Annotated in this window: 11 protein-coding genes; 4 read left to right on the plus strand and 7 right to left on the minus strand. The window is 50.4% G+C overall.

Features of this window, described 5'->3' with window-relative positions; all coding sequences use genetic code 11:
* Window positions 1-276: 276 nt before the first annotated feature.
* The gene (locus tag BMZ51_RS14990) at window positions 277-1,482 is read right to left on the minus strand and encodes a carbohydrate porin (protein WP_208979496.1); all 1,206 of its coding nucleotides are present in this window, start codon (window positions 1,480-1,482) and stop codon (window positions 277-279) included.
* A 350-nt stretch (window positions 1,483-1,832) separates the two neighbouring features.
* Entirely contained in the window at window positions 1,833-2,549 is a 717-nt protein-coding gene (locus BMZ51_RS14995; protein ID WP_082825647.1) for a Crp/Fnr family transcriptional regulator, read from the minus strand.
* 434 nt (window positions 2,550-2,983) lie between these two features.
* Between BMZ51_RS14995 and BMZ51_RS15000 the strand changes: the two genes are divergently transcribed.
* From BMZ51_RS15000 to BMZ51_RS15015, 4 genes are all read left to right on the plus strand, one after another.
* Entirely contained in the window at window positions 2,984-3,778 is a 795-nt protein-coding gene (locus BMZ51_RS15000) for an arginine deiminase family protein (protein WP_068006731.1), read from the plus strand.
* Window positions 3,779-3,797: 19 nt separating this feature from the next.
* A complete protein-coding gene (locus BMZ51_RS15005) occupies window positions 3,798-4,601 on the plus strand; it encodes a transporter substrate-binding domain-containing protein (RefSeq protein WP_068006730.1) in 804 nt (267 codons plus the stop codon).
* A gap of 85 nt (window positions 4,602-4,686) precedes the next feature.
* Window positions 4,687-5,406 carry an ABC transporter permease gene (locus BMZ51_RS15010; protein ID WP_068006728.1) on the plus strand — a complete coding sequence of 240 codons (720 nt, stop codon included), beginning with the start codon at window positions 4,687-4,689 and terminating at the stop codon, window positions 5,404-5,406.
* Window positions 5,403-6,098, plus strand: a complete 696-nt coding sequence (locus tag BMZ51_RS15015) for an ABC transporter permease (RefSeq protein ID WP_203416170.1) — start codon at window positions 5,403-5,405, stop codon at window positions 6,096-6,098. Before BMZ51_RS15010 ends, BMZ51_RS15015 begins: the two co-directional genes overlap by 4 nt.
* 55 nt (window positions 6,099-6,153) lie before the next feature.
* Here BMZ51_RS15015 and BMZ51_RS15020 read toward each other — a convergent pair whose 3' ends face one another.
* Genes BMZ51_RS15020 through BMZ51_RS15040 form a run of 5 tightly spaced genes read right to left on the minus strand, consistent with a single transcriptional unit; the run spans window position 6,154 to window position 11,475 of the window.
* A complete protein-coding gene (locus tag BMZ51_RS15020) occupies window positions 6,154-6,984 on the minus strand; it encodes an ABC transporter ATP-binding protein (RefSeq protein WP_068006726.1) in 831 nt (276 codons plus the stop codon).
* The gene (locus tag BMZ51_RS15025) at window positions 6,971-7,831 is read right to left on the minus strand and encodes an ABC transporter ATP-binding protein (RefSeq protein ID WP_068006725.1); all 861 of its coding nucleotides are present in this window, start codon (window positions 7,829-7,831) and stop codon (window positions 6,971-6,973) included. The genes BMZ51_RS15020 and BMZ51_RS15025 overlap by 14 nt, the downstream gene beginning before the upstream one ends.
* A gap of 11 nt (window positions 7,832-7,842) precedes the next feature.
* Entirely contained in the window at window positions 7,843-8,784 is a 942-nt protein-coding gene (locus tag BMZ51_RS15030) for an ABC transporter permease (RefSeq protein ID WP_068006723.1), read from the minus strand.
* Window positions 8,781-9,848 carry an ABC transporter permease gene (locus tag BMZ51_RS15035; protein WP_068006717.1) on the minus strand — a complete coding sequence of 356 codons (1,068 nt, stop codon included), beginning with the start codon at window positions 9,846-9,848 and terminating at the stop codon, window positions 8,781-8,783. The genes BMZ51_RS15030 and BMZ51_RS15035 overlap by 4 nt, the downstream gene beginning before the upstream one ends.
* A gap of 16 nt (window positions 9,849-9,864) precedes the next feature.
* On the minus strand, window positions 9,865-11,475 hold the full coding sequence (locus BMZ51_RS15040; protein WP_068006711.1) for an ABC transporter substrate-binding protein: 1,611 nt from the start codon (window positions 11,473-11,475) through the stop codon (window positions 9,865-9,867).
* Between the last annotated feature and the right edge of the window lie 70 nt (window positions 11,476-11,545).

The following is an 11,545-nucleotide window of genomic DNA, read 5'->3' on the forward strand; positions in this document are numbered from 1 at the left end:
TACGCTCCCCCAAAGAAAAACTGTTATTTTGTCAGGACGAGCAAAGCACACATTCGGCCTTTACTGCAACACGGCAATACAGCCCATCTTACAACCGCTTACTAATCACGCATTAAATTTAGAAGGCCTTAGATTTCCGCGTAAAAATTGCACTCTTTACAAAAACTCTATTAGTAATGACGTAGGGAAAGTGCAGATAATACCCTCGCTTTAGGCTCATCAACGCAGCTTTCATTCTTGCACGTTTTTATGGAATTTTTCACCTCGCCAAAGACCTCAAAAATTGATCGCCATCTCCAGACCAACAACCCATGCATTTGAGATGTTTGACCGTCCATCCGGGTTGATCACATATTGCCCGTCTACATTCGTGTAAAACCAATCGTTAATCTGAAATCGGTGGTTTGCCTCAAACACCAGTTCATAGGACTGGCCGGGTAAGTCATCACTAAACAATCCAATATAAAACGCTGCCGCAGATACGTCCTTATCTCGCCCATCAAACAGCCCAGTATAGTAGGCACCGCCACTTACACCGTAGGGTAATAGATTAATCGCTTGCTGGGGAGCAAGCGTAACAACGCCCCAAAGATTCAACCCTTGCTCAGCATATTCTTCATATACCTTTTGATTGGCAATGAAATACAGCCCCCAGTTTCCCTCTCTGACAGCCTTTGCATCAATAAAGGGGGTGTAATCCGAAGTATCGTAATACCCGCCAAGTAAGTATCGGCCTGGCAGACCGGTCCCGCTATTCTCTTGCCCAACGCGCAAACCTGCTTCCGCTATAACCAACACACCGTCCTCAGGGTTGAATTTTAGATTAAACCCCTGCTCCTCATTGTCCTGAGCACTAAAATCAGCATTGTAAGCGCCAGCAGAAAAATAGAAATAATCCTGCGGGTTTACAGTACCTTGGACACCCCACTGACTATAGGGCGGCGATGTAAACGACGGTACATTGAAGAGAATCTGCGCCGGATTTCCATTCACTGCTAAACTGACATAATACTGAAATGCGTCACTTGTGGCAAAAGCACTCCCAGTAGAGAGCCGACCAATGGCAAAGTCGATGCGCTCATCCATCAAGGATTGATAAAAGTTCAACTGTGCCAAACCAAAAAGGTGACCGAGGTAGATTTCGGCCACATCAAAGACGTTCCCAATATCGTCACCAGACAAATCACGTCCCAAACCTTGATAGAACCCGACACTAAAACCCGTCCCGTTCAGTCCCATCAATTTATCGAGATCAAAGTCAATTGCACCAATAAAACCACCTGCATAGGCCGCGCTTTGCCGTTCTCCCCCAACAGGGTTTGCTTGCAGGTCGTGCACATAAAGCAGCTCAGGGTCAATACCCGCGTTTTTCAGCCAGGTACGATAGCCCCACCAATCACCGCTCGCAGTTTCCCAGCTGCCCCAATCACGCGGCCAAACTGCTGTTTGTGAGTATGCACTATTTTGAAGACATATGTGCAAGCAGAGGCTCACCAACAGACGCCCAAATGTGCGTGGTAGCTTGAAAGGCAACAGACTGACCGCAAACACATGCAACGGTTGCTTCTCCAGTTATCGAAAACCAAACCGGAAGGAACGCAAAACAACTTCATCGGTGCGCCGCTATGCTGGCACAATAGACCGCATTTCTGAATTGCTAGAACTATCAATTCAGTCCCAACAATCCACCATGCTCACAGGTCAAAGACCTTTTCATAAAGCCGTTGCTTGCCTTGATTACCCAAAGCAGCTCGGCGAACCGTACAATCTAAATTTCTCTCATTACCCGGGCAGAAAAAATGAAGAAGCCTGCGACCGAAATACGGTCACCTTCAACCCTCGTAAGTTGGATCCACATCAGCAAGGCTTTTGAGTTTACCTAAGTGGGTCACAACTACCTTTTTCCGCCCGCTCGTAACAATACCCTTTTTCTCCCAAGCACTTAGCAACCGGCTTACTGTATAAAGAGTCGTACCCGTCATCTCAGAGATGTTCTGGCGGGTCAGAGGAAAGTCAATTTCCATTCCCTCATCGGTGTTCCGGCTGCTTTGCAATGCAAGCCTCAACAAAGCCCGTGCAACGCGCTGCTCAACTTGCTGCGTCGCCAGTTCCAAAATGTGGTTGTTGGCCTCCGATAGCCGCTTTCCAACCGTCTTATAGGTCTCGCTCGCAAACCCGTCATATTTCTCTACAAATGTCGCCCAAAGGCTTGTAGGCCAGGAAAGCACAAGACAATCATCAATTGCCACAGCGCTTGCCGGGTAGGTTGTACGGCCAATAGCAGACGCGATCCCCATCAACTCACCGCTAACAATGTGCCGGGCGATAACCTGGTCACCAGCTGCCGTAGTGCGGACCACACGGACATGACCATCCAACAAGAGGTAAAACCGTTCGGCTGGTTCATCTTCTTCAAAGATTGCCTGCCCAGCGCTAAAACGCTTTGGCGTCGTGGCATCCAAAATCTCTCTAATATCAGAACGTTCCAGCTTCCGGAACGGAGGGATATGCGAGATAAGATTTTCATCAAGACTTCTCAAAGAAGACACCATAGGTCAGAAACAAAATACATTGGCACGCGCCCTTAACGCACATCTTGATGCACACTCAGAACAGCGGTTTGCTTATAGCAGAAAACACTAAAAAGTTTACAGCGAACTCATTGGCACAAATGAATTATTTTCCGCTGTGAATTGCTGAAGCCTGCAACTCCAACGCTATATCCCAGGATGATCAGCAAAATATTCAAGCTGCATTTAGAATTAATTGGTCTCCCAAAGTAAAAATGCACCCCAACCTCACCATAGGACAGTTTTACCCTCTGGCTCCTTCTGATGTTAGCTGTACAATCTTTTTGCATTTCAATTCATGTATTATGCTCAACATTGAAAGAGCAAAAACTCTGCATCCATTCAATTGACTTACTCTGATTAATTGGGAACTCTATTAAGGAGTTTTACGCACATTTAGGATTCTGCACCGAATGAATACTGACCTTAAGGTATATAATTTCAACAATGCAATTCTGCGTCGCCCTTCCAAATCTGTTGTAAATGGCTTGCGCGATGATAACCGCGGCAACCCAACCTACGAAGGCGTTGTAGCTGAGCATGATGCATATTTAAAAGCGATGGAAGAGGCAGGCGTAAACTTGCACATTCTCCCAGCGCTGGAAGAGTTCCCCGACTCCATCTTCGTTGAAGACCCCGCGCTTGTTTTCCCAGAAGGAGCCATTTTGTTGCGCCCCGGTGCAGCGACCCGCGAAGGCGAAACAACAGCAATCGCAAAAGACATTCACAAGCTCTTCGATACCGTCCTGCAAATCGAAGCTGGCTACGTGGATGGTGGCGACATTCTCAACACACCAGACGCAGTCATGATTGGCCTGTCCGCGCGCACAACACGCGAGGGTGCGCAGGCCCTGATTGAATGCCTGGCAAAAATCGGGCGCAAGGGCGTATTGGTTGAGACCCCCGCAAATGTTCTGCATTTCAAGTCAGACTGCTCTTTGCTGGACGACAACACCATGCTCTCCACCAAACGCCTGTCAGTTTCCGGGGTGTTTGAAGGCCTCAACGTGCTGCACACGCCTGATGGAGAAGAAGGCGCTGCAAATGCACTGCGCGTAAACGATGTTGTGTTTGTCGGCTCAGATTTCCCGCAGACCATCAAAATGTTGCAGGACGCCGGCTATTCCGTGGTGCCTTTAGCGACCTCACAGATTGCAAAGATTGATGCAGGACTGTCCTGCATGTCACTTCGATATTTTCAAAAATAAATCTTAAAGAGGGGAAACTATGAAACTTAAAGCGCTTTTGGGCACGCTCAGCGTCGCCGCACTCACCACCTTGTCCGTTGCAAACGCTGCTGATGCAGTCCGCGTAGGTATCGCACCAGAACCTTACCTTCCATTCAGCACACTTACCGCCGCAAACGAATGGCAGGGGTTTGAGCCAGACCTGCTTCGCTCACTGTGCGAGGAAGTAAAAATAGAATGCAGCTTCAACGCAGTCGCTTGGGACGGCCTCATCCCTTCATTGAAAGAAAACAAACTCGACCTCATCGTTGGTGCCTTTTCCATCAATGAAGAACGCCAGAAGATCGTTGACTTCTCAACGCCATACATCTTTGAAGCGTCGGTCGTTATCGGCATGAAGTCAGACAGCAAACAGGTCGCTGTAAAAACAGATCCTAACAATGCAGAAGGCAAAGTCATCGATGATGCAAACCTTTCTGGTATGTTGCTTGGCACGCAAGCTGCCAGCGTACAGTCTGTCTATGCAGACACCTACCTGGGCGAGATGACCACCAAATATTACGACACCGCCGACAACGTTGTCGCTGACCTCACCGCTGGCCGGGTGGACTACGCACTGCTGCCAGAAGCTTATGTCGGTCCATTCTTGAACACGGCTGACGGCGCTGATTACACCGTAAAAGCAGTCGTGCCGTCCAACGCGGTTCTCGGCAACGGCATCGGCATGGCAGTCGACAAAGGCAACACAGAGCTGATGGGCAAACTCAACGCGGGCCTTGCCGCTCTGGAGGCATCTGGCAAGCTGACAGAAATCACCGTGAAGTGGTTCCCGGTTCGCAAGTAACCTCATGACCCGCCGACCATGTGAGGCTCACACCCCGTGAGCCTCATTTCCATCCGAAATACGTCTTCGCACAACATAGGCTGTCATGGATCACTCAATATGGACATTGCTGTCATTTGGTGACGCAGGCTGGGGCGATGAATTCGCTTCCGGGTTTTGGCTCACCATAAAAGTATCCATAGCCTCCTATTGCGTCTCCGTCGCAATAGGTCTTGTTGCTGCCGTGGCAAAGCTTTCAAAGTCCAAAACAGCACGCGCGGTTGCAGAAGTTTACACAACCGTCGTTCGCGCTATTCCTGAGCTCCTGCTCATTCTGCTTTTGTATTATGCAGTTGCAACCTCTGCCTCCAACTTGCTTATCTCAATCGGGCTTGCCTCCAAAGGCTTTCAGATCAGCCCGTTCATTGCAGCAGTTTCTGCCCTTGGCTTTGTGTCTGGTGCATTTATGACAGAAGTCTTCCGCGCTGCGTTCAACGCCATTTCAAAAGGTCAGGCAGAAGCTGCAAATGCACTGGGCCTTAGTCCGCTGCAAACACTCAGGCTTGTCACCCTGCCGCAAATGGTAAAACGCGCTATTCCTGGCATGGCAAACCTTTGGCTTTCCATCACCAAGGAAACTGCGCTTATCAGCGTCTTAGGAAGCTTCCACGAGCTGCTTTACGTCGGCTACCGCGCAGCAGCCAACACCAAACACTACAGTTTCTTTTACGGCTTCACCGCCGCACTCTTCCTGCTCATCACCTTGATCTCGGTCCTCATCATCCGAAAAGTGGAAGGCAATCTCTCAAAGGGCTACAGCAAATGATTGAATCCTTCGAGATCTATTGGGCAATGTTTTTAAAGCTGCTCGCCGCAGCACCGCTTTCCATTTTCCTCACCGCTGTTGCAGGCACACTTGGCCTCATCATTGGCGGAGCAACAGCGATTGCCCGCCTGTCCTCGCTCAAATGGATTGCAGCCCCTGCTGAATCCTATTCATTCATGTTTCGCGGCACCCCTGCTCTCGTTCAGATCTACCTGATCTACTACGGGCTCGGCGAAGTCCTGCCAGATACCTGGGTGCGCCACAGCTTCTTATGGAAGTATCTGCGCGATGGACTTTGGTATGCCATCCTCGCCCTTAGCCTCAATCAGGGCGCTTATCTGTCGGAAGTCTTCAAAGGTGCGATTAAGGACGTCCCCAAGGGCTTAAAAGAGGCCGCAGCTGCAGCAGGTCTCACCAAGTGGCAGACCTTGCGCTTCGTCACGCTCCCCATCGCATTTCGCACAAGTTTGCCAATTATCGCGTCAGACACCATTATCCTGCTCAAAACCACCAGCCTTGCCTCCACAATCACAGTAATGGAACTGATGGGGACGGCACGCGTCATACAACGCAAAACCTTCTCTATCTACGAACCGCTCCTTTTGACTGGTCTCATTTACTTTGCCGTTGTCGTGGCAATCAGCTTCTCCATGAAGAAGGTCGAAAAACGATACGCAATCCTTGCGCACTAAACGCAAAAGCCCCACCGGATCGGCGGGGCTTTTCTCATAGATCAGTGCTTGAAAATCAGCTATCGCCAAAAAACTCAGCGTCATAGCCCATAGAGGCTTTCAGCAGTTCCTGCGTATAAGCTGTTTTGGGTGTGGAGTTACGCATCGCGTCCACATCCATCACCTCCACAACCTCACCAAACTGCATAACAGCAATCTCATCACACATATGCGCAACCACAGCCAAGTCATGCGTTACCATCACATAAGTCAGATTATGCTCTTTGCGCAGCTCTGCAAAAAGGTTGAGAATCTCTGCCTGCACAGAAACATCCAGCGCCGAAGTTGGTTCATCCAACAACAAGATTTCCGGCTCAAGCATAAGCGCACGTGCAACTGCAACTCTCTGACGTTGACCACCAGAAAGCTGGTGTGGATAGCGGAACCGAAAATCAGCGCCAAGCCCAACATCATCCAGCGCACGCAGCACACGGCCATCAATACCGTCAAAACCGTGCAGCTTCAGCGGCTCCGAAAGCACCCGGTCAACCGTATGACGCGGGTGAAGAGACGCATACGGGTCCTGAAACACCATCTGGATCTTACGAGCAAATGCCTTGTTGCGTTTATGCGAAACTGGAGCACCGTCTATATCGATCTCCCCATCCCAGCTCTCAACCAAACCGCACACAGCACGCAATACAGTTGACTTGCCAGAGCCAGATTCGCCAACAATGCCAAAACTGCCGCCTTGCTGCACACTGACGCTCACATTTTTCACCGCCTGAAAACGCTCGCTTCCTTCACCGAAGTACACATTGAGGTTTTTGATCTCAAGACGAGCATCAGCGGCTGTTTCTGCACTCAAACTCTTAGGTTCCATTAAAGCACTATCAGACACGGGCATCGACACTTGCCTCCTGCTTCCAGCTGTCTTGACGCTGCAACGCTTCCAGACGTCCCTTGGGCTCCTCAATCCGTGGCAACGCATTCAGCAAACCACGCGTATAAGGATGGGTCGCTTTATGCAGCTCACTGGCCCGACAGGTTTCAACAATACGCCCCGCATACATAATGATGATACGATCACAGAACGATGAGACAAGGTTCAGGTCATGGCTGATGAAGATCAGCCCCATCCCCCGCTCTTGCACCAGCTTATCCATAATCGCCAGCACCTTCATTTGCACAGTCACATCCAGCGCAGAGGTTGGTTCATCAGCAATCAGCAGCTGCGGATCAGTAATGAGCATCATCGCAATCATCACCCGTTGCCCCATTCCGCCTGAAAGCTCATGCGGGTACGAGCGAAACACGCGCTCAGGATTACGGATCTGCACAGCTTCCAGCATCTCCAGCGCACCCTGCCGGGCTTGCTTACGAGAGACCTTTGTATGCAAGCGTAGCGCTTCACAGATCTGCTTACCAACACTGTGAACAGGATTGAGAGAAAACTTGGGGTCCTGCATCACCATAGAAATCTGGTGTCCCCGTATCTTCCGCATCTGCCGCTCTGAGTACTCAAGCAGGTTATCGCCGTTGAAGGTTATGGACTTTGCTTCCATTTGCCCTGGCGCACGGATCAACCGCAAAATACTGCGGCCTGTCATGGACTTGCCCGAGCCGCTCTCGCCCACGATACCCACACGTTCGCGTCCCACAGAAAACGAAATCCCACGCACGGCATCCACTGTGCCAGTGCGGGTCGGAAAGCGAACCCAAAGGTCCTCAACGCTTAAAAGCGTGTCACTCATGGTCCTCTCCCTTAGCTCTGGCTCTTTTTCGGATCAAGAATATCGCGCAAGCCGTCACCCAGCAGGTTGAAGCCCAATGATACGATAAAGATCGCCATACCCGGCATGGCAGCAACCCACCACTGGTCCAGCACAAACTTACGCCCGGCAGAGATCATAGCCCCCCACTCCGGTTCAGGTGGCTGGGCACCAAGACCAAGGAAGCCAAGCCCCGCAGCAGTCAAGATGATGCCCGCCATATCCAACGTAACGCGAACAATGATAGAGGACAGACACAGCGGCCAGATATGACCGACAATGATGTGCATGATACCCGCACCCTGCAAACGCACAGCGCTAATGTAATCAGCATTGCGAATAGTTAGAGTTTCTGCTCGGGCAATCCGCGCATAAGGTGGCCACGCTGTTAGGCTGATAGCGATAATCGCACTCTCAATACCTGCCCCGATCGCGGCAACAAATGCCAGCGCAAGCACAAGGCGAGGAAACGCAAGGAAGATATCAACCAGCCGCATCAGTACCTGATCAACCCATCCACCAAGATAGCCTGCAACAGTCCCGATAAGCAGACCAAACACAGGCGCAGTGAATGCTACAATACCGACAATCAGCAGTGTGATGCGAGAACCATACACAAGGCGGCTATATATATCCCGGCCAAGTTCGTCTGTGCCCAGCAAATGGCCACTCGTCCCAGGAGCTAACAAACGCTTGGAAAGGTCTTGCGCATTGGGCTCTGTCGTTGCCAGCAACGGCGCAAACGCTGCGATCAGCACCAAACTAAAAATGATCAGAAAGCCAAGAAACGCGAGCTTATTCTCATAGAGCTTCAGCCATCCAAGATAAAGCTGAACAGCACGCGCATGACCGCGAGAGGCAGGTGCATCAGAGCTAAGCCAGGCTTTCAAACCAGAGCGGGATGGCACGTTAGATTTTACAGGTGCTGTTGTCATCGTGCCCTCGGATCAACCACTTTGTACATAAAGTCAGAAAAGAGATTGAGGCCAACAAAGACAGCGCCAACCACAACAGTCCCCCCCATAACCGCATTCATATCGGCAGAGAGCAATGCATTGGTGATGTAGTTGCCCAACCCCGGCCACGAGAAGATAATCTCGGTAAGCACAGAACCTTCCAACAGGTTTGCATAGGACAGAGCAATCACCGTGATCAGCGGGATCATCACATTGGGCAGAGCATGGCGCCAGATGACAGCCGTTTCAGAAACACCTTTAACGCGCGCGGTGGTGATGTATTCCTGAGAAAATTGCTCCAGCATAAAAGAACGAGTCATGCGGGAAATGTAAGCAATGGAATAGTAGCCAAGAATGCTCGCAGGCAGGATGATGTGACTCACCGCATTCCAAAAGATTGTAAAATCGCCCTCAAGCAAACTATCAATCAAAATCATTCCAGTGACTGAGGGAATAATATCTTCATAGTAGATCTCGATCCGGCCCGGGCCACCAACCCAGCCAAGAATTCCGTAGAAAATCAGCAGGCCCATCAGGCCAAACCAGAAGATCGGCATGGAATAGCCAAACAACCCAACAAGGCGGATGAGTTGATCAGGCCAGCGACCTTCATTCACGGCAGCCAAAACCCCCATCGGCACACCAATGCCAACACCAGCAATGGTCGCCAGTGTTGCAAGCTCCAATGTCGCCGGAAAAACGCGGGCAATATCTTCAACAACGGGCCGCGCTGTCAGCGTCGACATCCCAAAGTCACCCACCGCCACTTGCTTCAAAAACAGCCAGAACTGCACATACAGCGGCTGATCAAGGCCCATAGCTTTGTAAGCAGCATCATAAATTTCTTGTGTGGCGCGCTCGCCAACAACCGACAAAACCGGATCAACAGGCATGACGCGCGCAATAATAAAGGTGACGAAAAGAAGCCCTACCATGGTGATGGCAACGGAGAAAAGGCCAGCGATTAAACCTTTTAAAACCTTGTAGAGCGGCGAGGAAACCCCTCGCCGCGCCACAGTCGCTGTAGAGTCAGCGATGCTCATTTGTTACCAGCCAATCCTATTTTTTTACAGGCCAGTAGAATACATCGGTGATAGCGCCGCCTGGATTGAAGCCAGTTACACTTGCACCCATGGAGTTTTGCTCAATTTGCTGGAACATAACTGCAAATGGAGCCTCCTTCTGGAAGACCTTCTGGGCTTCAACATACATAGTTGCACGCTTCTCGCGGTCACTCTCCTGAACAGCTAGATCAGTCAAAACGGTCAGGTCTTTTGCTGGGTAAGCATTACGCCATGCCAGCTTGCCCGTCAGCTTGGCTTCATCTGAGTTGTTCGGGTTGTTTGCAAAGGTATCAGCATTTGTATGCGGATCCGGGTAGTCTGGTCCCCATGCGCCAAGGTAGATCTGGAAGTCACGCGCGCGGTAACGACCAAGGATCTGTTTACCGGTGCCCTGCGAGATGGAAGCACGAATACCTGCCTGGCCAAACGTATTTTGCAGGCTCTGCGCAATCTCTACACGTTCAGTCACGTTACGGACAATGAACTCAACATCAAAACCATCAGCATAGCCAGCCTGCTCCAAAAGCTCTTTCGCCTTTGCAACATTCAAGGAGTAAGGCGTATCCTTCAGTTCACCCATATAGGTCTGTGGAAGGAACGCTTGTTGAATAGTGTACTGCCCCTTCAGGAAAGAGCCAGCCATGCCTTTGTAGTCGACAAGGTACTTCAGCGCTTCAGCAACCTTCGGATGGGAAAGTGCCTTATCCTTCTGGTTGAACGAAATGTACATCAGCCGGCCACGCAGCGTGTCTTCTACCTTAAGGTCTTCATTGGTAGAAATCGCAGCAATGTCTTCAGGAGACAGGTGACGGGCAACATCAACGTCGCCTTTTTCCAACATCAAACGCTGAGAGGCAGATTCTGCGACATGGCGTACAATAACGCGCTTCATCGCAACTTCACCGCGCCAGTATCCAGGAACAGCAGTCAGTGAGTAGGACTCACTTGGCTTCCAGTTCTGCAGTTTAAACGCCCCGGAACCCGCTGAGTTTGTTTTCAGCCAGCCATTCCCCCAGTCGCCGTCAACTTCGTTGGACTTGACCAGCTCACTATCCACGATAGAAGCGATCGCAGAGGTGAAACAGTTCAGCACGAATGACGGCGCATATTTCTTGTCAGTGGTGATCTGGAACGTGTTCTCATCAACGGCTTTGATTGTCTCGCTCATGTTCTCAGGCGTGAAACCAAATTGCGTCAGGATGAAAGACGGCGTTTTCTTCATCGCGACGGCGCGGCGCAGGCTGTACTCAGCATCCTTCGCAGTGACTGCGTTACCAGAGTGGAACTTGATGCCTTCGCGCATCTTAAAAGTAAAAGTCTTCCCGTCCTCTGAGATCTCCCAGCTGGTCGCCAGCCCTGGCTCATAACCTTTTGCCAGATCAGATGGATTTAACTGCACCAAACGATCATAAATATTGTTCACCATATCCATGCCAGAAAACTCAAACATTTCCTGCGGATCGAGAGAAATGAGGTCATCAATACGGTCAGCAACGATAAGCATGCTTGGAGGTGTGGCAGCTCCAGCTTCAGTGATAACGCCTGAAATTGGCATGGCAACACTTGCAGCAAGTGCAAGCGAAAGAAGACTACGCTTAAATTTCATTTAAAGATGCTCCCCTATTTTATAAGGCCTTCACAGCACTGTCCCAGTGAAGACAAAATATTTGTGAAGG

This window comes from Pseudovibrio axinellae (genome assembly GCF_900110875.1).
Taxonomy (GTDB): Bacteria; Pseudomonadota; Alphaproteobacteria; order Rhizobiales; family Stappiaceae; genus Pseudovibrio; species Pseudovibrio axinellae.

What these genes read in the sequence shown, in the direction of transcription:
- BMZ51_RS15000 (WP_068006731.1), top strand. Translation starts at nt 2,984, where the DNA reads ATGAATACTGACCTTAAGGTATATAATTTCAACAATGCAATTCTGCGT.
- BMZ51_RS15005 (WP_068006730.1), top strand. Translation starts at nt 3,798, where the DNA reads ATGAAACTTAAAGCGCTTTTGGGCACGCTCAGCGTCGCCGCACTCACC.
- BMZ51_RS15010 (WP_068006728.1), top strand. Translation starts at nt 4,687, where the DNA reads ATGGATCACTCAATATGGACATTGCTGTCATTTGGTGACGCAGGCTGG.
- BMZ51_RS15015 (WP_203416170.1), top strand. Translation starts at nt 5,403, where the DNA reads ATGATTGAATCCTTCGAGATCTATTGGGCAATGTTTTTAAAGCTGCTC.
- BMZ51_RS15020 (WP_068006726.1), bottom strand. Translation starts at nt 6,984, where the DNA reads ATGCCCGTGTCTGATAGTGCTTTAATGGAACCTAAGAGTTTGAGTGCA.
- BMZ51_RS15025 (WP_068006725.1), bottom strand. Translation starts at nt 7,831, where the DNA reads ATGAGTGACACGCTTTTAAGCGTTGAGGACCTTTGGGTTCGCTTTCCG.
- BMZ51_RS15030 (WP_068006723.1), bottom strand. Translation starts at nt 8,784, where the DNA reads ATGACAACAGCACCTGTAAAATCTAACGTGCCATCCCGCTCTGGTTTG.
- BMZ51_RS15035 (WP_068006717.1), bottom strand. Translation starts at nt 9,848, where the DNA reads ATGAGCATCGCTGACTCTACAGCGACTGTGGCGCGGCGAGGGGTTTCC.
- BMZ51_RS15040 (WP_068006711.1), bottom strand. Translation starts at nt 11,475, where the DNA reads ATGAAATTTAAGCGTAGTCTTCTTTCGCTTGCACTTGCTGCAAGTGTT.